Origin of the sequence: Faecousia intestinalis (genome assembly GCF_040096185.1) — a bacterium.
GTDB lineage: Bacteria > Bacillota > Clostridia > Oscillospirales > Oscillospiraceae > JAZOXB01.
On sequence record NZ_JBBMFF010000204.1, the window covers coordinates 1 to 21,233 of the forward strand.

A 21,233-nucleotide genomic window follows, 5' to 3' on the forward strand; every position below is an offset into this window, starting at 1 on the left:
CCAATTAACAACCGTCAGGGAATTGTAATTGATGGTGAAGGTTCAAAGGTTATTTGCAAAGACTAATTTGAAAATTCCAGTTTGTCGAACTGAATATAAGGATGATCCGTCTGCGGTATGGGAGCAACCCCATACCGTAGATACATACTTGGAACTTGACGGTAGAAAAAGTCACAATATCGTCGTATAGGATTCTTAAATCAGAATGACAAATCGGAATTTGTGGAGGTAAGGATGATAGTACCTGTAGATGAAACAAATCTTCTTCAAGCCGCAACCATCCATTCAATATCCTGGAAGGAATCGCATCGTGCATTTTGTGCTCCTGATTTCATAGAAACACATACGCCAGATCGGCAACGGGAGTATTTGAGAAACAAGATGAGCAGCGGAACAAAGCTCTATATGCTTGTAGAAGAAAAACCAATAGGGGTTGTTTCTGTAACAAAGGGTTTAATAGAGGATCTTTATATTCTTCCAGATATGCAAAACATGGGGCTTGGAACGAAATTGTTACTATACGCAGTAGGCCAATGTACGGATACCCCTACGCTGTGGATTCTTGAGAATAATATAAATGCTGAGAGACTCTATCGTCGAATAGGCTTTAAGGAGACAGGGAGAAAGAACGCAATAACAAATAAACTTGATGAGATTGAGTTCGCATTGACATAAATTCGCAGTTTGTGAGGATAAATCTATGAGCAAGACAGAGAATGTCGAACTGACAGTATTATGCTTAATCGAAGACGGCGATAAGATACTGCTTCAAAACAGAGTAAAGAAAGACTGGCGAGGCTACGCACTGCCGGGCGGGCATGTGGAACCCGGAGAATCTTTTGTGGATGCGGTGATCCGCGAGATGAAGGAAGAAACCGGTCTAACGATCCTTAATCCGAGATTGGTTGGAGTCAAACAATTTCCCTTAGAGAATGGAAGGTATGTTGTCCTGTTGTTTAAGGCAACACAGTGGTCGGGTGATCTTATCTCATCAGAGGAAGGCCAAATGGAATGGATCAAGTACAGTGACCTTTCTGTAGTAAAAACCGTGGATGATTTTGATGATCTTCTGAAAGTGATGAACACGCCGGAGCTGACAGAATTTCAGTATTTGGTTTCGGGAGACGAATGGACTGTATCAATCAGATAAATCGGGATTTGGAGGTGTGATTGATGAGAATTGTAGAAGTTACAGAAAACAAAAAACAATATCTTGATTTGCTCCTGCTGGCGGATGAGCAGGAAGATATGGTTGACCGTTATCTCTATAATGGTAAAATGTATGTTCTTGATGATGACGGAGTGAAATGCGAGTGTGTCGTAACGGACGAAGGGAATGGAATACTTGAAATTAAGAATATCGCTACAGTTCCCCCATTTCAGCGAAAAGGCTATGCCAAAGCGCTGATTGAATTTCTTGTTGAAAAATACCGCAGACAATTTTCGATACTGCAAGTTGGAACCGGCGACAGCCCGTTGACGATACCCTTTTATGAAAAATGTGGCTTTGTACGCTCGCATACCGTGCCAAATTTCTTTACGGATCATTATGATCACCCGATATATGAGTGTGGTGTACACCTTGTAGATATGGTGTATTTGCAAAGACCTCTATAAAACAAATTCCCATTTGCCGAACTGAATATAGCGTACATAGCCGCTTGGTTTTCAAAAGAAATCAGGCGGCTATTTCTATTTTGAAGGAGGTGTTCGCTATGAACGAAACAGATTACAACGCTCGTCTTTTGTAGGCGAAGATGAAATCTTTCGGTATTATTGTATTGACCGATCAATTCGGCCCGGCGGGAAGACCGCCGCTTTTTTACCTGCCCCCTTCCAATCTCGGTCCTTTCGCGATATAATATCACTTCATGAAAAAAACGAAGATACAGGGAGACGGAAAAATGCAGTTGCGGGAATATCGCCCGGCTGACTGCCAGCGTCTAGAGATGCTGTTCCTTGCGGCAGACGAACGCGGCGTGGGTCTTGGCAGGCAGATGCTGGAATGTGCTGTGCGGCATTACGGCGTCCGGAAGCTGACGGTCAACGCGCAGACGGTCGGCTTTTATGAGCACACGGACCTTTCCGCCTGAAAGCGGACGGAATGGATGAAGCGGGCGAGCGATTCCCGCTGCAGTATATGAGAAGAAACCGGAGTAAAAAAACATGATCGATAAGATGCTGATCCGTGGAGCAAAGGTCCACAACCTGAAAAATATTGACGTCGATATTCCACTTGGAAAAATCGTCGGGATCGCAGGCGTGTCCGGGTCCGGCAAGTCTTCGCTGGCGCTGGGCGTGTTGTATGCCGAAGGCTCGCGCCGCTATCTCGAGGCCCTGTCCACCTATACCCGCCGCCGCATGACGCAGGCATCGCGGGCCAGCGTGGACGAGGTGCTGTATGTACCTGCCGCACTGGCCCTGCACCAGCGCCCCGGCGTGCCGGGCATTCGCAGCACGTTCGGCACGGGAACGGAGCTTCTGAACAGTCTGCGCCTGATGTATTCCCGCCTTGCCAGCCACCGCTGCCCGAATGGCCATTATCTGGCCCCTTCGCTGCTCGTCGCGGCCGGGAAGGAGCTCGTCTGCCCGGCGTGCGGCGTGCATTTTTATGCTCCGTCTGCCGAGGAGCTGGCATTCAACTCGCAGGGCGCGTGCCAGAAGTGCGGCGGCACGGGCATGGTGCACACCGTTGATATGGCGACGCTTGTGCCGGATGAGTCCCTGACCATCGACGAGGGTGCGGTTGCCCCGTGGAACAGCCTGATGTGGTCCCTAATGACGGATATCTGCCGCGAGATGGGCGTGCGCACGGATGTGCCGTTCCGCGAACTGACGGAGCGGGAGAAGGACATCGTGTTCCACGGCCCGGCGGAGAAAAAGCACATTTTCTATCACAATAAGAATACCGGGCAGGCCGGTGATCTGGATTTTACCTACTTCAACGCCGTTTACACCGTAGAAAATGCTCTTTCCAAGGTCAAGGACGAAAAGGGCATGAAGCGAGTGGAAAAGTTTTTGAAAGAGGATGTCTGCCCGGATTGTCACGGCACGCGCCTGTCGAGCGCGGCCCGCGCGCCGAGGCTGCGGGGTATTTCTCTGGATGAGGCCTGTACCATGTCGCTGACACAGCTCGTCGAGTGGGTAAAGAGTGTGCCTTCCGGCCTGCCGGAGGAGATGCGCCCAATGGCTGAGAGTATTTGCGAAGCATTCCAAAGCACGGCCAAGCGCCTGATGGACCTCGGACTGGGCTATCTGACGCTGGACCGCTCGGCGTCGACGCTCTCGACCGGTGAGCGCCAGCGGATGCAGCTGGCCCGCGCAGTGCGCAACCGCACGACCGGCGTCCTCTATGTGCTTGACGAGCCGTCCATCGGCCTGCACCCGTCGAATATCGTGGGCCTGACCGGTGTGATGCACGATCTGGTCGCCGACGGCAACTCCGTCATTCTGGTCGATCATGATACGCAGATCCTGAAAGAAGCCGACTGGATTGTCGAGATGGGCCCGGAGGCGGGCGCAAAGGGCGGCTATGTCATCGCACAGGGGGCGATCCCTGCAATCGAGGCCAACTCCGCCTCTCAGATCGGACCTTTTCTTGCCGGAACGGCAGAGACAAAGCTGCGCTGCTGTACTGAAAAAGAGGCGCTTTTTGCAAACGGGACGATCCATCTTTCCACCGATTCCATCCATACCGTCAAGCCGCTGGAGGTGGATATCCCCAAGGGGCGCCTCACCGTTGTGTCTGGCGTGTCCGGCTCCGGCAAGACGACCATGGTGCTCGAGAGCCTGATCCCCGCGCTGGAGGCAACCATCGCTGGCAGTGCACTGCCAGCGCATATCCGCACCGTTTCGGCCGACGGCATCGCGCATGTCAAGCTCATCGACGCGACGCCGATCGGCATCAACGTCCGCTCGACGGTCGCGACCTATGCGGGCGCGCATGACGAGCTGCGCAAGCTCTATGCCAAATCTCCGGACGCGAAGGCGCGCGGCTATAAGGCAGGCGATTTCTCCTACAATACCGGCTCCCTGCGTTGCCCCGGCTGCGACGGCACCGGCATCGTCAGTCTGGACGTGCAGTTCCTGCCGGATGTGGACATTCCCTGTCCGGACTGCCATGGCTCACGCTATGCCAGAGCGGCCGAAGCGGTCCGCCTGACGAACGGTGCGGGGGAGAGTGCTTCGCTTCCGGAGCTGATGGATATGGACGTGAATTCCGCGCTGGAATTCTGCCGGGACCGGAAGACCGTCAGCCAGAGACTGGCCGTTCTCCGGCAGCTGGGCCTCGGCTACCTGACGCTGGGCGAGGAAACGCCGAGCCTGTCCGGCGGCGAGGCACAGCGGCTTAAGCTCGCCAGCGAGATCGGCAGGACGCAGACGGACTCCGTCTTTGTGTTCGATGAGCCGTCCATCGGCCTGCATCCGCTGGATGTTCGCGTGCTGCTCGGTGTTTTTCAGGCGCTGCTGGACAACGGCGCGACCGTCATCGTCATCGAGCATGACCTTGACGTGATCCGAAACGCCGACTATGTCATCGATATGGGCCCCGGCGGCGGAGACGCGGGCGGCCGGATCGTCGCCAGCGGCACACCGCAGGAGATCCGGGAAAATCAGGCCAGCATCACGGGGCGGTATCTCTGACCGCGTTTCCCCGTCTTCAGGCGCTCCGGACCGGAAATGCACGGACCAAATTGCCGCGCCGGTTGAAAAAACGGTCGAACTATGCTATACTCTTTTTATCTTTGTCCAAAAGCAGGGTGACTTTTTTGAAGATCAATGTCCTTTCCTATCTGGAGGCTTCCGCAGCGCGTGTCCCCGACCGGGTCTGCTGGGCAGATGCTGCGTCTGCCTTGACCTACCGCGAGGCGTGGACGGCAGTATGCGAAATGGGAGCAGCACTCTCCGTGCGGCTTTCGACCGTCAACGCACCTGTCTGCGTGCTGCTTCGCCATGACGTGACGGACCTTCTGGCATTTTTCTCCATCGTATACAGCGGAAATTTCTATGTTCCCATCGATCCGGCGCTCCCGGCTGTCAGGCTCCGGAGCATGCTGGAGACGCTGTGCCCTGCGGCCATTCTGACCGCCGGGAACGATATTGATGCAGAGCTGACGCAGGATATCCCGGTCATTTCCCAGCAGGAGCTGCACACGGAAGCGCCTATCCCATCCGCCGCGGCGCCGTGGAAGCAGCATAAGGATACCGATCTTTTATACGTTATTTTCACCTCCGGCTCCACCGGCGAGCCGAAGGGCGTTTCCATCTGTCACCGCTCGGTGATCGACATGGTGGAGCAGTTTATGCGTGCCTTCGACTTTGCCGACGGCGCTGTCTGGGGCAATCAGGCACCGTTTGACTTTGATGTCTCTGTCAAGGATATCTTCCTCTCGCTTCGTGTCGGCGCGCGGCTTGAGATTCTGGAGAAGAAGCTGTTTTCCTTCCCAAAGCTGCTTCTCGAGCGGCTCAACGAACGCAGCGTAGACACGATCATCTGGGCGGTGCCCGCACTGAAGATCCTTGCCCGCCTTCATGCCTTCCAGACGCTGCGCCCGCTGTATCTGAAAAATATCATGTTCTCGGGCGAGGTCATGCCGCCGAAGACGCTGCAATACTGGATGCAGGCCGTCCCGCAGGCGCGGTTCGTGAACCTCTATGGTCCAACGGAGATCACCTGCAACTGTACTTACCATATTGTGCAGAGCGCGGACGAGGTGCTGCAGGAGGTCCCGATCGGCAGGCCGTTTGCCAACTGCGATGTATTCCTGCTCGACGGCGGCGAGCCTGTCCGGGAGGAAGGGCGGACCGGCGAGATCTGCGTGACGGGAAGCTGCCTTTCCCTTGGTTATTACAACCGTCCACAGCTCTCCGCCCAGGCCTTTGTGCAGAATCCGCTGAATCCCCGGTTCCGTGAGCCGATGTACCGCACGGGCGATCTCGGCGTGTGGAAAAACGGGTCCCTGCTCTTTGCGGGAAGGAAGGACACGCAGATCAAATTCATGGGACATCGTATCGAGATGTCCGAGATCGAGCTGTGCGCCAACGCTGCTGAGGGCGTGGAGGCATCCGCCTGCGTTTTCGTCGACGAGCGGCTGACGCTGTTTTATACGGGCGAGGCAGGGGAAAAGGCCCTGCTTGCCAGACTGCGGGACAGGCTCCCCAAATATATGCTTCCGAGCGTATGCCGCCGACTGGAGCGCTTTCCCCAGAATCGCACGGGAAAGATCGACCGGCGGGCGCTGCTGATTTTGTCGAAAGAGGATTGATACCATGAACGAGCTTTATCAAGTGTTGGACGGACTTCATCTGAATGTTGATTTTCATAACGAAAAGCGGCTCATCGACGACGGGCTTCTGGAGTCTCTGGATATCGTGATGCTGGTCGATGAGCTGATGTGTCATTATGATATTGAGATCTCCGTGGAGGATCTGATCCCCGAGAATTTCAACTCCGCCGAGGCGATCTATGCTCTGGTGCAAAGGCTGAAGGACGAGGAGTAAGCCATGCCGATCACGGGTCTGAGCTTTTTGCTCTTTGCGCTCGCGGCGGTCGTGCTGTACTATCTGTTCCCGAAGCGGCTGCGGCAATATGTCCTTCTGGCGGCGAGTATCCTGTTTTATCTGACCTACGGTGTTCGGATGGCAGGTTATCTCGCCGCGACGATCCTGCTTACCTATCTTTTCGGCCTGTGGCTGGACCGGCTTGCAGCGTTTCGGCCCGCTGCCGAGACCAAGGAGGAGCGTAAGCGCCAGAAGCGTGCAAATGACCGGAAAAAGCGCCGCGTTCTGGCGCTGTCGCTTGTGCTGAACTTTGCGTCACTGGCGCTTTTGAAGTACGGCGGCTTTCTGGCTTCCTCCGTCAATGCAGTGCTTGGCACGGAGCTGCCGCTGCCGCATTTTCTTCTGCCGCTCGGCATATCCTTCTACATTTTCCAAACCTCCGCTTATCTGATCGATATCAACCGCGGCAAACATCGGGCAGAGCGGAGCTTCCTGCGCTATGCGCTGTTTGTCTGCTATTTCCCGCAGCTGGTGCAGGGGCCGATCAACCGCTTTGCCGATCTCCAGCCGCAGCTCACGGAGGGAAACGATTTTTCCTGGGATAATATCCAGCACGGGTTCCTGCGCATGCTCTACGGCGTGCTGAAAAAGGCGATGATCGCAGATACGCTTGCACCGATCGTGGCGAAGATCTACGGCGGTTACGCGGCCTACCCCGGCATCATCTGCTTTCTGGGTGCGGCACTCTACTGCATCCAGCTTTACTGCGACTTTTCCGGCGGCATCGACCTGATGATGGGCATCTCCCGTCTGTTTGGCATCTCCATGCAGGAGAATTTCTGCCGCCCCTATTTTTCTGTCAGCCTGTCCGATTTCTGGCGGCGCTGGCATATCTCACTGGGCGAGTGGATGAAGGACTACCTGTTCTATCCGCTGGCACTTTCCAAGCCTTTCGGCAGGCTCGCGCGGTTCTGCCGCCGCCATATGCCGCTGGATGCCGCAAAGTGTATCGTGCCGAGTCTGTGCACGTTCCTCGTGTTTCTCGCAGTCGGCGTCTGGCAGGGGCCCGGCATGGCCAACATTGCCTATGGCCTGTGGAACGGCTTCTGGATGTCCCTTGCCATGTTCCGCGCGCCGATCCGGAAGTGCCTCCGGCTTTCTCCGGAGGACTCGAAAAAAGGAGCGCTGGTCTGGGGCGTCGTCCGCACGAATCTGCTGGTCATCATCGGCAGGTACTTCTCAAACGCGTCTTCGCTGCGTTCTGCGCTCGGGATGCTGAAGCAGACGGTGCTGCACTTCGGTGTGACCCGCGTCCATGCTGCCCTGTTTACGGAGCTGGGCTTCTCGCTGTCCGTGCTCTGGAAGGTCGTCCCCATGCTCGGCGTGGTCTTTGCCGTCAGTTTCGCCGCCGAGCGGGGGACCGACGTTGCCCGCTGGCTCTGCGAGCGAAAGTGGCTCGTGCAGTTCCTGATCCTGTTTGCGGCGCTGTTGACGGTCGTGCTGTTTGTCTATGGAAACGCCGGCTATACGCCCATTGCTTATGTCTATGAAAATGTCTGAGGTGATCCTGCTTGCGTGGTAAAAAATGGCTTCTGACTGTCGTCTGCGCGCTGCTGCTGGTCGGCGTCGTCTGCGTCCTGGGCAATTGGCTCATCGATCCCTTCGGCGTTTTTGAGACCTCTCCGCTGCAGTGGGATTCCTATGCGCAGACGCTCAATCCGCGCGGCAGCAAGGTGCGCTATATTTCCGAGCGGCCCGGCGAATACGATTCGTTTGTAGTCGGATCGTCCTCTGCCGCATCCTATCTGCCGGAAACGTTGGAGCGGTATTACGGCGGCAGCTTCTATAACATGTTCCACTACGGAGCGGACACTGACTATGACCGCGAGCTGGTCCGCTATCTGCTGGAGCAGGGCGAGGTCAAGCGGATCGTCCTTGTGCTCGGGCTGAGCGATGCCTATGCTCTGCACAGTAAAACGGAGGGCCTGACCGCCGTGCCCGATTACCGGGTGAGCGGGGAAAACGAAGCGGCCTACAAGCTCCGCTTCCTGTTTGCAAGCCCTTCCTTTGCGATGGAAAAGCTGTCCTCCCTCCGGAAGGACACGGAAATGCCGCAGACCTTTGACGTCTTTCTGCCGGAAAGCGGGACCTATGACAAACGGCTGCGCGACGTGGAATCCATCGGCAGCCTGCAGGACTATCTTACGCTCCACGGTGAGGACTACCTTTCAGACACGGCCGATACAACGCTCCCTGACATCGAGCGCTGTGCCGGGAATGTCGCCGCGATCCGCGAAATGTGTGAAGAAGCAGGAACGGAGCTGACCGTCATTCTCACCCCGTTCTGCCGGGAGCAGATCGAGCAGTACGACAATGCCGCCCTGAATGCATTCTATCAGGCGCTCTCGGACGTGACGGACTATTGGAATTTCTCGATCACACCGCTGACCTATGACGAACGGTTCTTCTATGACGTGACGCACACCCGGAATGCCGCTGCCGATCTCGTGGTGGCGCGGATCGCCGGGGATGAGAGCGTCGGTCTGCCCGATGCCTTCGGGGCCTATTGTCGGCAGGGAGAGTCAACGGATGCAGCACAGCTGAAGAAAGCCGCCGGGGAAAGCGCTTATCTTCAAAACGGCAGCGCGACCGTCCCGATCCTGCTGTATCACCATCTCGACCCGGATCAGCCGGAAAGCGAGACCACCTTGCACCCCGAGACGTTTGAGCGGCAGATGCGTCTGCTGAAGGAGCAGGGCTATACGCCGATCTCATTTGATGAGCTGATCGCGTTTGTGGAGCAGGGAACGCCGCTTCCGGAAAAGCCGGTCATGATCACGTTTGACGACGGCTATACCAGCAACGCAGTCTATGCCTATCCCGTTCTGCGGGAGCTTGGCTTCCATGCGTCGATCTTTGCCATTGGCTGCTCGATCGGGCATGACCGCTATTACAAGGATACGCAGTACAGCCTGACGCCTCACTTCGGGCAGGACGAGATCACGGAAATGCTGGACTCCGGCCTTATTTCCATCGGCTCTCATACCTACGACATGCACCAGTGGCCGCCCTATGAGACCGTCAAGCCCGCGCGGGAGAATATGCTGCCGCTGCCCGGCGAATCCGAGACGGAGTATATCGACGCCGTGCAGACCGACGCAGCGCGTGAGGCGGAGACGTTTGCGGCGTTCGGCATTCCCGCGCCCGATGTGATCGCCTTTCCCGAGGGCGCACATGCGGACCTGACCGATGTCGTGCTGCGCGAATGCGGCTATAAGGTCACCCTGACGACGGACGAAAGCCGTGTGAACACCGTTGTGGTCGGCCTGCCGCAGACGCTGATCGATCTCGGCCGCATGACCGTTCTGCCGGGCATGACGGACGAGCAGCTCCTGCAGTATCTGAACGAGCGGGCAAACTAGAGAACAAAGCCTTTTCCCGGGCCCGCCGTGCATGCGCACGGCGGGTTTTGCTGCATTTTCGGGAAGAAAACCCGTATTCTGTGGTTGAAAAGTCCGGTTCCCGGTGGTACAATAAGAAAAAGAGGGCTGCTGTGAGGCGGCTTTTTGAAGCAGGGGAGGTTAGACAATACTAACTTACTCCCACAGCATAGAAAGGGGAATGCCCCATGCAAACAAAGGAAACGATCACGCTCTCCGGCGTGCCGGAGACGATGTTGCAGACGGTCTATGCCCGCGCCAAGGAGAGCAGCGGGCGCGGTGCGATCCGCGACCGCAAGGCCGAGGAGACCATCGGCGGCCTGCAATATGATTTCTCCCTGGCGGACCGGGACAAAGCCATGCACAGCGGCGTCATTGCCCGCACCATCGTGCTGGACCGGCTGACCGGCGCGTGGCTGCAGGAGCATCCGGGCGGTACGGTCGTCAACGTCGCCTGCGGGCTGGACACGCGGTGCTACCGGATGGAGGGCTATGGCCGCTGGTATAACCTTGACCTGCCGGAGACCATTGCCGTCCGGCAGAGGCTCCTGCCGGAAAATGGTGCGATCTCCCAGATCGCCATGTCCGCCATGGACGACTGGGGCGGGTGCATCGCTGAGCAGGATTCCCCGGCACTGGTCATCATCGAGGGCCTGACGATGTATCTGACGGAGGCAGACGTGCAGCGCATTTTTTCCGTGATCGCCGGGCGCTTCCGCAGCGCGACGGTGCTGGCCGAGACGATGAATCCCATGGTCGTCAAACGCTTCCGGGAAAAGTCGATCGAGGGCAGCCACGCAAAATTTACCTGGGGTGTGAAGAACGGCGCGGCGCTGGCCGCCCTGCTGCCGGATTTCCGCCTGCGGGAGGAGCACAGCCTGACGGAGGGCATGGCGGAGTTTTTGCCCGTTTATAAGCTGCTGGGCAAAATACCGGCCATCCGCAATATTTCCAACAAGATCATCGTTCTGGAGAGGAAGTGAGGTAGCATGTCTTTCTTTGATAATACCCGCAAGCCGGACGGCCTGGGCGGAAAGCTCATGGTCTCCCTGATGAATGTGGGCCATCGTTCCCTGGCGTACTGGGGCATGCAGTTCCTGCCGCTCTCGCCGGAGGCCCGCGTGCTGGACTGCGGCTGCGGCGGCGGAGCAAACATCAAAAAGCTCCTGAAGCGGTGTCCGCAGGGTGTCGTCAAGGGCATCGACTATTCTGAAGTCAGCGTGGAAAAGGCACGGAAGCTCAACGAGGCCGCCATCCGCGCGGGCCGCTGCGTGGTCTGGCAGGGGAGCGTGGCCGGGATGATCTTCGCGGCCTCGTGGTTCGACGCCGTCACGGCCTTTGAGACCGTTTATTTCTGGCCCGATCTGCCGCAGTGCTTCCGCGAGGTCTCCCGTGTGCTGAAGCCGGGCGGGGTATTTTTCCTCTGCAACGAATGCAGCGGCGACACGGACAAGAATGAAAAATGGACCGAGCGGATCAAGGGCATGACGATCTACCGCGATGTGCAGCTGCAGGCTGCGCTGGAGCAGGCGGGCTTCCATGACATCGAGATCCATAAGAACGAAAAGGACTGGCTGTGCATGCTGGCCCGGAAATAAAAAACAGGCGGTGAGAGTATGCGGGTCCTGGAATACGGAAAAGAGCGGGAACGAATGCTGCTGTTTCTGCCGTGCACGGCAGAGCCGGACTGAGCGTTCACCGATGCGGTGACGCTGCTGGCGCAGGAGTTCCATGTGCTGCAGGTCATCTATGACGGCCACGGCGGAACGGGCGAGGACTTTGTTTCCGTGGAGAATAGGAGGCGGTCATATGTCTAAAAAGGCAACGGAATTCCAGAAAAAAGAAATGAGCAAAATGTACCGCGGCAAGGAGATCTTCAAGCCGCTGAACACCGGCTGGGTCGACGAGCACGTCGCCTGTGTGCGCGAGTGGGTGGCAAATATCTTCTTCTACCGCAAGGGTGACACGACCATCATGATCGACGCCGGGTATAACTACGGCCGGCTCGAGGAAAAGATGGGCTGGCTCGGCATAGACCCGAGTTCTATCCGGCATATCCTCATCACGCATCAGGACACGGATCACGTCGGCGCGGTCGAAGCGGACAGCCTCGGCCTGTTCCGGAAGGCGAAGCTGTATGTCGGCGAGACCGAGAACCGCTATCTGACGGGCGAGGTGCGCCGCAAGGTGATCTATCATCTCTACAAGCTGCCGCAGGTCACCATCCGCAATGAGAAGGTCCTGCTGCACGACGGCGAGGCCTTTGAGATCGACGGCATCCGCATCGAGTGCTTCCTCGTTCCCGGCCACACCTGGGGCCACATGGTCTATCTCATCGACGGGAAGTATCTGTTTACGGGCGATACGATCTGGCTCGGAGCGGACGGCGGCTACAGCTTCATCTCCGCGTTGGCGGAGGATAACCGGCTGGCGGTGCGTTCGCTGGCAGAGCTGGAGGCAAAGCTCGAAGCGCGGAAGCTGCACCCGATGTTCCTCACCGGCCACACCGGCTGGACGGACAACTTCACCTTTGCCTTTGCGCATAAGGACAAGCTCTGCTCACCGTTCAAAAAGAGAGTGCACGACCCTTCCGCGCCCTATGATGCCTACGATGAGTCGGACGACACGGAGGAGCGGTCAAAGAGCGGCTATCTGAAGGGGGTCGGGCGATGAAGGACAACGAGCTGCAATTTGAGCGGAGCTGCCATGTGCTGTACTCCGGTCCCTGCAAAAAAGAAATTCGCGCACGGATCGCGCAGCACTATCCGGAGGCGGAGCGCGAGGCGGTCTGGGAGCGGGTCCAGCGGCAATATGTTGATTTTCTCTCCAACTGGCGCACCGACCTCGGCGGGAAGAAGAACTTCCACAACGGCAGCGGCGGCACCTATGACTGCATCGCCATCCTGAGCTATTATGTCGCGTGCAGGGACGTCACGTCCTTTCGCGAGATCGAGGAGATGGAGGAGGCTCTGGTCCTGCCTGCTTTCCGCAAGCTGAAATTCGTGGACTGCAACAAGCCGTTTTTCAAAAGACTGATGCATCGCGCCTTCTTAACGGCAAAGGGGCGCTGCGACAAATGGCACGATTACGAAATGACGGTCGCGCCCTACGAGAAGGACAAGCCGATCTATTATGAATTTACGGCCTGCCCTGCGGCGGAATTTGCCATCCGCAACGGGCTGACGGATATCATGCCCGCCCTGTGCAACGTGGATTATGCGGCCATGGAGCTGATCGGCGCGAAGCTGGTGCGGACGACGACCTGCGCAAACGGCTGTAAATGCGACTATACCATCTGCGGCAGCCGGGACCCATATCTGAAGGACCATCCCGAATACCGCGACGAGGCCGGATACCGCCGGAATCGGTAGATGCATTTTGCGTTCGGCAGCGCTGAGGATCATGAAGTGAGGGCAATCTATGAACTACAAAATTGAGAAAAATACCGTACAGGAGACCCTGATCATCCCGCTCTATGCGCGGAAAATGTGCACGGAGCTGTATCCGAATCTTTACCGGGACGAGACGGCCGTCCGCCTGTTCGGGGAGATCGACTATGATTTTTCTGCGCTGGAGAAAAAGTCCCGGAGCCTGATGCAGCGCTTCGGTTTTCTGGAGGTCGCCATGCGCCAGAACGATCTGGCCTTTGAGGTGCGGGACTATCTGCGCGCGCACCCGAATGCGGCCGTTGTGAACCTCGGCTGCGGGCTGGATGCGACCGGCCGCAGCTGCGACAACGGCAGCTGTAAGCTTTACAATCTGGATTTCCCGGATGTCATCCGTGTGCGCGATGAGCTGCTGCCCGCCGGGCCGCGGGAGGAGAACATCCCGTGCGACCTGAACGACACGGCGTGGTTCGACCGCATCGACGCCTCCGGCGGCGCGATATTCTTTGCGGCGGGCGTGTTCTATTATTTTCTGAGGGAGCAGGTCCGGGCGCTCGTGCAGCGCATGGCGGCGGCCTTCCCCGGCGGCGTGCTGGTCTTTGACGCGGCCAACGAAAAGGCCGTCCGGCTGATGCTGAAAACATGGATCCGGGATGCGAAGATCAAGGACGTCGGCGCGTATTTTGCCGTTGCGGATGCCAAAGCCGAGCTTGGCCCGTGGGACAGCCGCCTGCAGATCTCCAGCCGGGGCTATATGCTGGGCTACCACGATCTGAAGGACCCGTCCGTCAGCGGCTTTTTCCGCTTCCTTGCGCGGGTTGGCGACCGCAGCATGAACATGCAGATCGTCAGGATCGGCTTTGGAGGCGAAATATGAAATACATCGGGATGCCCCTGGGAATGTGGGCGCTGTTTGCAGGGTCGTTCCGCAGACAGCTGACGGTCGTGTTCGGCTATGACGCCGCGGCGGCAAAGGAGATCATGAAAAGGGCGAAGCCGCAGTACCGGAAGCTCATTGCGAAGCTGCCCGCGTTTGAAAAGGCCGACCGGTTTCAGATGAACATCGTCAACTGCGCCATGCTCGGCGCGTTCATCTGCTCCATGCCGGAGCGTCCGGATGTGGAGCGCCTGACGGTCTATTATGCCGACGCGATGATGACAAAGCCGATGAAGTGGTTTTGCCGCAAGAGCGGAAAAAAGAAATTCACGGAAACGGACATCGCGGGGATGCAGGCCACAGCCGCGCTGAAGGCGGCGGACCGCAACCCGTATTCTTGGAACATGGAATACTATGCCTACCCCGACGGCAGCGGCTATGAGGCGCGCTTTACGCAGTGCGGCATCTGCACGCTGATGAAGGAGCTGGGGCTTTATGACCTGACGCCGGCCCTCTGCCACCTGGACTACACCATGGCCGAGGCGGGTGAAACGGCGGATTTCGTGCGGGAGTATACGCTCGCCTCCGGCGGGCCGTACTGCGACTGCGGCTACAGGAGGAAAACCAGATGAGTCATTTTCATTCGATCGGAATATCGGAAAAGCTCGATGTGCCGCGGATCCGGAAGCTGCTGACGATCGGTGCGTCCCTGCTGCATCTTGCGGGGGATCTAATCCTCGGCTGAGGCACGGAGTAGGAATCGCTGACGGGAATTCTGCGGATGCTCTCTGCCTACACCGGCGCGAGCGACGGCGGCATGGTGGCGCAGGTCTATGTGCAGAAATATCCCGGTGAGACCGGGGACTCGTGCTGATCTCCACCGGCGGGCTGGACGCGAATACCATCAAGAGCCTGAAAAGGCAATACTTCTTTACGCCGCTGGCGCTGTGGTACCTGAAGCACTGCAACTATGAAAAGCTGAAGCCGAAGCTCATCCGGCTCGGCATGAGCCATCTTCGCGGCGAAGGTCCCGAGGAGGCCGCCTATGCGCAGGATATGTTCGAGACGATCTTCCGGGACTACAGGCAGGAGAAGAACGTGCACATCACGGCCTGCTGGCTGACGTTATGCGCCAGACGCCGGTGACGGAGGCCGACTTCTGCGACCTGAGGGGCCGCATCCTGCTCATCCTGTCGGATCAGGACTACTTTTCCCAAAAAAATGCAGCGGGACCTCATCCGCCTGATGCACGAGCCGCGCATCGCCTATGTCTCCGGCGGCCATCTGACCACGGTCCTGCAGGCAGAAAAATTCATCGAAACGATCCGGGCGTTCCTGCCGTCACTGGGGAGTAACGCAGACAGGAGGGAATGACAGTGATCGACATCATCTACCACGACGGCGCTTCGGCGGCGCCGGATCAGGCCGGGCAGAGCGGCGGCTTTGCGCAGGCGGACGGAAACGGCGAGATCCACTGCTATTCGTGGCTGGACGGCGTGAGCGCCATGCTGATGCGGCTCGAGATGGAGTCCTATACGGAGCTTCGCACGCAGAAGGGCCTGCTGGAGCTCAATTTCTGCGCCAACGGCCGCTTTGAAACGCGCTTCTCCCTGCGGGACCATGTGCTGCTGAAGCCGGGCGACATGGCCATCAGCTGCTATGACGGCGTGCATGGTTCGCGTTCCGAGTCGCATTTCCCGCTGGGCTATTATGAGGGCATCTGCCTTGAGGTCGATCCGGAGCGCGCCCGGCGCTGGATCGAGCGCAATGCCCCGGCCTTCCGTGTCGATTTTTCCGCTCTGCAGCAGAATCTGCTGGGCGACAAGTGGTATCGCTGCAGCCCGGCGGGCCCGCGCTGCGAGCATGTGTTCCGGGAGCTGTATGAGAGCGCCGCCTATCTGGACCCTGCGTTCCTGCGGCTCAAGGTGCTGGAGCTTCTGATGCTGCTCAGCAGCATCCCGCGCGGGGCCGGGACGGATGCATACTGCTCGGCCCGGCAGGCGGAGCTGATCCGCCATATCCGCGACCATCTGCTGACGGACCGCGAGGGCTATACCTCGCTTTCCCGGCTGGCGGCGGAGCACGAGATGTCCGTATCGCACCTGCAGAAGCTGTTCAAGCAAATTTACGGTGTGCCGGTCTATCACTACATCAAGGAATACCGGCTCGAGCAGGCGGCGGTCGAGCTCGTGCGCAGCGCAAGGCCCGTGACGGAGATCGCGCAGGATGCGGGCTATGACAATGCCAGCAAATTTTCGGCCTGCTTCAAGGAGCGCTACGGCGTGACACCGTCGCAGTACCGCACGGATGCAAAGGCAAAACAGAGCATCAGAACCAAAACGGAGTAGTCTGTGAAACGGGAATATGGTAGAGTATGCACTGGTTAGAGAACACTAACCAAGACAGCCCACGCAATTGCATCTTCGGCCTTCGCCGGACCCCAGTCGAATGCTCTCGATGAATTGTGCGGTGCTGTCCGATATAACCTGGAGGTGCATCATGAAAAAGAGAATTGCAGCAATCGTGTTATGTGTGTTCTGCCTGCTGGCCATTGCGGGCTGCTCACAGAGCAAGCCGGATGCGGAGACCGCGCAGCCCACTGCGGCGCAGGAGACCGGCGACTATCTGACGACCATCAGCGGGACCTATGAGGAGCTGTTCCCGCAGCTGGCCAAGGCGGAGTACCGCGACCTGTGGATCGATGCCACGACGCCGCTCGTCGGCGCGGAGAACGCCGAGACCGCGACGGATACGCTGCTTGCCATGTGCATGGCAGAGCCCTACGGCCCGGAGGCTTCCGAAAAGTATGCGGCGGACCCCGAGAGCATGGCGTTCAACTGCTATTTCCGCGGCGGCGTGGACCGCTTCGTCATGGACGGCCACACCATTTCCGGTCTGGACGCGCAGGGCAATGAGGTCTTCTCCCATACCTATCACAAGCTCGACAAGGAAAATGAGAACGGCTTCCTGTTCTACCAGAGCGACGACGCGGATTCCGGCGACTTTACCTACTTCGCCTTCTCCCCGGACACGATGGAGACGACCTATCATCTGGAGTTCCGCTATGCCGAGGACCTCAGTGACCTGCAGAGTTGGTTCGAGGGCAATTATGCCTACTGGAACGCCGCTGCGATCGCCGTGGACTACGATCAGGAGACCATGAAGAACGTGATTGGGCTGTTCGTGACGGAGAACCTGACCGAAGCGGAGTAAAGAGGAAGCACAGCGCACCCGTTTTCCGGCGGGTGCGCTGAAAACCACGATTAACGATTACAGAAAAAAAGGAGGGGAACCCCCTTGAAGAAACGATCGGATCTGTCGCGGCTGATGGAGTATGCCGGGGGGCATCGGGTCTTTACCTATGTCTCCTGGGTCCTGTCGGCCCTGAGCGCGCTGGTGGCGCTGGTCCCGTTTTTGTACATCTGGATGATCCTGCGCGATGTGCTGAATGCTGCGCCGGATTATTCCCGGGCGGTCAACATCCCGCATTACGGCTGGATGGCGGTGCTGTTTGCTGCGCTGTCGTATCTCATCTATGTCTGCGCGCTGCTGTGCTCCCATCTGTCGGCCTTCCGCGTGGCGACGAACCTGCGGCTCGCCGTTTCGGAGCATCTTGCCCGGCTGCCGCTGGGCTTTACGGAGCGCTACGGCAGCGGCAAGCTCCGCAAGGTCATTCAGGAGAGCACCGGCGCGGCGGAGACCTATCTTGCCCATCAGCTGCCGGATCAGTATGCCGCCATGGCCACGCCGGTCGGCCTGCTGGTGCTGCTGTTCGTCTTTGACTGGCGGCTGGGCCTGCTGAGCCTTGTGCCGGTGGCCCTCGGCTTTGTGATCATGTCGGCCATGACCGGCAAGCGCATGGCGGAGAAAATGCGCCAGTACGGCAATGCCCTTGCCGCCATGTCCGGCGAGGCTGTGGAATATGTCCGCGGCATTCCGGTCGTCAAGACGTTCGGTCAGTCCGTGTTTTCGTTCAAAAAGTTCAAGGCGACGATCGACGAATATGAAAAGTGGGTCATTGCCTACACGAAAGAGCTGCGGATGCCGATGCTCTTCTATACGGCGGCCATCAACGGCGTGTTTGCCTTCCTCATCGCGGGCGGCCTGCTGCTGACGAGAAACGGCGTTAGCCCGGAATTCCTGCTGAATCTGCTGTTTTATATCATCATCACGCCGGTCATCTCGCTGACGCTGACGAAGATCATGTATATGAGCGAGAGCAAGATGATCGTGGCCGATGCGCTGAGCCGCATCGACTCCGTGCTGGACGAGGCGCCTGTGTCCGTGAGTGAAAAGCCGCAGCACCCGAAGGACAGCTCGATCGCCCTGCATGATGTGCGGTTCAGCTATGACGGCAGGACGGACGTGATCCGCGGCGTTTCCATGGACATCCGCCCGGGACAGACCGTGGCGCTCGTCGGCCCGTCCGGCGGCGGCAAGTCCACGCTGGCAAGCCTCATCTGCCGCTTCTTCGACGTGGGCAGCGGCAGCATCTGCGTCGGCGGCGCGGACGTGCGCGATATCCCGAAGGAAGAGCTGATGGACACGGTCTCGTTCGTGTTCCAGAACAGCCGCCTGCTCAAGGGCAGCATCCTGGACAACGTCAAGCTGGGCAGGCCCGACGCCACGGAGGCAGAGGCGCTTTCCGCCCTGCGGGCTGCGCAGTGCATGGATATTATCGAAAAATTCCCGGACGGCATCCACACCGTCATCGGCTCGAAGGGCGTGTATCTCTCCGGCGGCGAGCAGCAGCGCATTGCCATTGCGCGCGCCATGCTGAAAAATGCCTCCATCCTGATCCTCGATGAGGCCACGGCCTTTGCCGACCCCGACAACGAGGCGAAGGTGCAGGCCGCGCTTGCGGAGCTGGCGAAGGGCAAGACCGTCGTTATGATCGCCCACCGTCTGTCTACCGTTGTGAACGCCGACTGTATCTATGTGGTGCAGGACGGCAGGATCGCCGAGGCGGGCACGAAGGGCGATCTCTGCGCCCGGAACGGCCTGTTTGCAAAAATGTGGCAGGACTATCAGTCCTCGGTTCGCTGGAAGGTCGAAAAGGAGGGACCGGCATGCTGAAAAAGATCCAGAGAGCAACGGCAAGCTCCCCGGAGGGCACGCGGGGACTCGTCCGGGGCATGCTGGCCTGCGCCGCGCAGAACATCGCCTTTATGCTGCCCACGAGCCTGCTGTATGCGCTCGTCCGCGACCTGATGGCGGGCGGCGCAGCGGGAAGGACCGCATTTTATGTCTGCGGCTGCGTTGCCTGCTTTGCCCTGATCCTTCTGACGACGTGGTTCCAGTATAACGGCACCTACTTTACGACCTATCAGGAGAGCGGTATCCGCCGCCTGACGCTCGCCGAGCGCCTGCGCAGACTTCCGCTGTCCTTCTTCGGCAAGCGCGACCTGGCCGACCTGACCAGCACCATCATGGCAGACTGTGAGGTGCTGGAGAAGACCTGCTCGCACTTCATTCCCGGCCTGTTCGGCTCGCTCATCTCCACGGTGCTCATCGCGCTGGGCCTGTTCCTCTTCGACTGGCGCATGGCGCTGGCGGCGCTGTGGGTCATCCCGGTATCTGCGGCCATCGTGCTCTGCAGCTATCGCGTGCAGGACCGCGTGCAGAGCAGGACCATGGCCGTGAAAATGACCTGCGCCGATGGCATTCAGGAGTATATCGAATCGATCCGCGACCTGAAGGCCAGCAATGCAGAGCAGGGCTATCTCGGCGGCCTTTCCCGGAAGATCCGTGCCGTGGAAAAGCAGACGATCGCGGCGGAGCTGACGAACGCCGTGTTCGTGACCTCGGCCGGTACGGTCCTGAAGCTCGGCATCGCCTCCGTGGCGCTGACCGGCTCCGTGCTGCTGCTGAGCGGCCGCATCGACGTGCTGACGCTGTTCCTGTTTCTGCTCGTGGCTTCCCGCCTGTATGATCCGATGCAGGGCGCGCTGCAGAATCTGGCGGCTGTCATCGCCATGCGGACGAATGTGGCGCGCATGAATGAGATTCTGGAATATCCGATCCAGACCGGCAGCGAGCAGCTGAGCAATCAGGGCTGCGATATCGTGTTTGACCATGTGGGCTTTGCCTACAACTCCGGCGAGACGGTCCTGAAGGACGTGTCCTTCACGGCAAAGCAGGGGCAGGTCACGGCCCTCGTCGGTCCGTCCGGCGGCGGCAAGACGACCGTGTCCCGGCTGGCGGCGCGCTTCTGGGACTATCAGAAGGGCAGCATCACGGTCGGCGGCATGGATGTTTCAAAGATCGACCCGGAAAAGCTCATGAGCCTGTATTCCATCGTTTTCCAGGACGTCACGCTGTTTGACAATACCATTCTGGAGAATATCCGCCTCGGCCGCAAGGATGCGACGGATGAGGAGGTCCTCGCGGCGGCAAAGCTTGCCAACTGCGACGAATTTGCCGAAAAGCTCCCGGACAAGTGGAACACCGACATCGGCGAAAACGGCTGCGCCCTTTCGGGCGGCGAGCGCCAGCGCATTTCCATTGCGCGCGCCTTCCTCAAGGATGCGCCCATCATCCTGCTCGACGAGGCGACGGCCAGTCTGGACGTCGAGAACGAGACGCTCATCCAGACGGCGCTGTCCCGCCTGATCCGCAACAAGACGGTCCTGATCATCGCGCACCGGATGCGTACCGTCGCGGGAGCGGACGAGATCGTCGTGCTGGCTGACGGCGTTGTGGCCGAGCAGGGGAGTCCCAACGAGCTCTATGCGAAGAACGGGCTTTACACCCACATGGTGGACCTGCAGAACGGCAGCCAAAGCTGGTCAATCTGATTGACGCAGCACCGTATCGTTTTCAAACGAGAGCCCAGTGAAACGGGTCTCGTTTGAGAGCTTGTCAAAAACACTTTTTGACAAGCTCCGAGGGTCGCGGAAGCGGCCCCTCAGACTGTCGAAAAACCTATTCAGGCAAAGGTTTTGGAGGGAGGAAAAGCCTCGCAGAGTTTGCGCCCGCAGGCGCAAAGAAAATGGAAATCATTTTCTCCGGCGGCGTGTACGTCGGAGA

21 protein-coding genes and 1 pseudogene are annotated in these 21,233 nt (G+C 58.5%); all 22 read left to right on the forward strand.

Annotation, left to right across the window (positions count from 1 at the left end; translation table 11 throughout):
- Positions 1-66 (forward strand): annotated as a pseudogene (locus tag WMO66_RS06690) (Type 1 glutamine amidotransferase-like domain-containing protein); the annotation flags it as partial.
- Between the two features lie 168 nt (positions 67-234).
- Positions 235-675, forward strand: coding sequence for a GNAT family N-acetyltransferase (locus tag WMO66_RS06695; RefSeq protein WP_349135628.1), 441 nt, complete (start codon positions 235-237; stop codon positions 673-675).
- A 25-nt stretch (positions 676-700) separates the two neighbouring features.
- Positions 701-1,150 (forward strand): 8-oxo-dGTP diphosphatase, encoded by a 450-nt coding sequence (locus WMO66_RS06700; protein WP_349135629.1) that lies wholly within the window; start codon positions 701-703, stop codon positions 1,148-1,150.
- 23 nt (positions 1,151-1,173) lie between these two features.
- On the forward strand, positions 1,174-1,617 hold the full coding sequence (locus tag WMO66_RS06705) for a GNAT family N-acetyltransferase (RefSeq protein WP_177719978.1): 444 nt from the start codon (positions 1,174-1,176) through the stop codon (positions 1,615-1,617).
- Positions 1,618-1,904: 287 nt separating this feature from the next.
- The gene (locus WMO66_RS06710; protein WP_349135630.1) at positions 1,905-2,093 is read left to right on the forward strand and encodes a hypothetical protein; all 189 of its coding nucleotides are present in this window, start codon (positions 1,905-1,907) and stop codon (positions 2,091-2,093) included.
- A 73-nt stretch (positions 2,094-2,166) separates the two neighbouring features.
- Positions 2,167-4,644: an excinuclease ABC subunit UvrA gene (locus WMO66_RS06715; RefSeq protein ID WP_349135631.1), complete on the forward strand. Its 2,478-nt coding sequence runs from the start codon at positions 2,167-2,169 to the stop codon at positions 4,642-4,644.
- 125 nt (positions 4,645-4,769) lie between these two features.
- On the forward strand, positions 4,770-6,266 hold the full coding sequence (locus tag WMO66_RS06720) for an amino acid adenylation domain-containing protein (RefSeq protein ID WP_349135632.1): 1,497 nt from the start codon (positions 4,770-4,772) through the stop codon (positions 6,264-6,266).
- 4 nt (positions 6,267-6,270) lie between these two features.
- Positions 6,271-6,501: an acyl carrier protein gene (locus WMO66_RS06725; RefSeq protein ID WP_349135633.1), complete on the forward strand. Its 231-nt coding sequence runs from the start codon at positions 6,271-6,273 to the stop codon at positions 6,499-6,501.
- Between the two features lie 3 nt (positions 6,502-6,504).
- Positions 6,505-8,061 carry an MBOAT family O-acyltransferase gene (locus WMO66_RS06730; RefSeq protein ID WP_349135634.1) on the forward strand — a complete coding sequence of 519 codons (1,557 nt, stop codon included), beginning with the start codon at positions 6,505-6,507 and terminating at the stop codon, positions 8,059-8,061.
- Between the two features lie 11 nt (positions 8,062-8,072).
- Complete coding sequence (locus WMO66_RS06735) at positions 8,073-9,923, forward strand: polysaccharide deacetylase family protein (RefSeq protein WP_349135635.1); 1,851 nt, start codon at positions 8,073-8,075, stop codon at positions 9,921-9,923.
- A 206-nt stretch (positions 9,924-10,129) separates the two neighbouring features.
- Entirely contained in the window at positions 10,130-10,924 is a 795-nt protein-coding gene (locus WMO66_RS06740; RefSeq protein WP_349135636.1) for a class I SAM-dependent methyltransferase, read from the forward strand.
- Positions 10,925-10,930: 6 nt separating this feature from the next.
- On the forward strand, positions 10,931-11,539 hold the full coding sequence (locus WMO66_RS06745) for a class I SAM-dependent methyltransferase (protein WP_349135637.1): 609 nt from the start codon (positions 10,931-10,933) through the stop codon (positions 11,537-11,539).
- A 211-nt stretch (positions 11,540-11,750) separates the two neighbouring features.
- Positions 11,751-12,614, forward strand: a complete 864-nt coding sequence (locus WMO66_RS06750; RefSeq protein WP_349135638.1) for an MBL fold metallo-hydrolase — start codon at positions 11,751-11,753, stop codon at positions 12,612-12,614.
- Positions 12,611-13,312 (forward strand): L-2-amino-thiazoline-4-carboxylic acid hydrolase, encoded by a 702-nt coding sequence (locus WMO66_RS06755; protein ID WP_349135639.1) that lies wholly within the window; start codon positions 12,611-12,613, stop codon positions 13,310-13,312. Before WMO66_RS06750 ends, WMO66_RS06755 begins: the two co-directional genes overlap by 4 nt.
- 49 nt (positions 13,313-13,361) lie before the next feature.
- The gene (locus WMO66_RS06760; RefSeq protein ID WP_349135641.1) at positions 13,362-14,204 is read left to right on the forward strand and encodes a class I SAM-dependent methyltransferase; all 843 of its coding nucleotides are present in this window, start codon (positions 13,362-13,364) and stop codon (positions 14,202-14,204) included.
- Positions 14,201-14,836 (forward strand): L-2-amino-thiazoline-4-carboxylic acid hydrolase, encoded by a 636-nt coding sequence (locus WMO66_RS06765; RefSeq protein ID WP_349135642.1) that lies wholly within the window; start codon positions 14,201-14,203, stop codon positions 14,834-14,836. The genes WMO66_RS06760 and WMO66_RS06765 overlap by 4 nt, the downstream gene beginning before the upstream one ends.
- A 235-nt stretch (positions 14,837-15,071) precedes the next feature.
- Positions 15,072-15,350: a hypothetical protein gene (locus tag WMO66_RS06770; RefSeq protein WP_349135643.1), complete on the forward strand. Its 279-nt coding sequence runs from the start codon at positions 15,072-15,074 to the stop codon at positions 15,348-15,350.
- A gap of 75 nt (positions 15,351-15,425) precedes the next feature.
- Positions 15,426-15,578, forward strand: coding sequence for a hypothetical protein (locus WMO66_RS06775; RefSeq protein WP_349135644.1), 153 nt, complete (start codon positions 15,426-15,428; stop codon positions 15,576-15,578).
- A gap of 2 nt (positions 15,579-15,580) precedes the next feature.
- A complete protein-coding gene (locus tag WMO66_RS06780; protein ID WP_349135645.1) occupies positions 15,581-16,552 on the forward strand; it encodes a helix-turn-helix transcriptional regulator in 972 nt (323 codons plus the stop codon).
- Positions 16,553-16,703: 151 nt separating this feature from the next.
- On the forward strand, positions 16,704-17,417 hold the full coding sequence (locus WMO66_RS06785; protein ID WP_349135646.1) for a hypothetical protein: 714 nt from the start codon (positions 16,704-16,706) through the stop codon (positions 17,415-17,417).
- Positions 17,418-17,501: 84 nt separating this feature from the next.
- Complete coding sequence (locus WMO66_RS06790; RefSeq protein WP_349135647.1) at positions 17,502-19,280, forward strand: ABC transporter ATP-binding protein; 1,779 nt, start codon at positions 17,502-17,504, stop codon at positions 19,278-19,280.
- Complete coding sequence (locus WMO66_RS06795) at positions 19,274-21,001, forward strand: ABC transporter ATP-binding protein (RefSeq protein WP_349135648.1); 1,728 nt, start codon at positions 19,274-19,276, stop codon at positions 20,999-21,001. Before WMO66_RS06790 ends, WMO66_RS06795 begins: the two co-directional genes overlap by 7 nt.
- Positions 21,002-21,233: the final 232 nt, after the last annotated feature.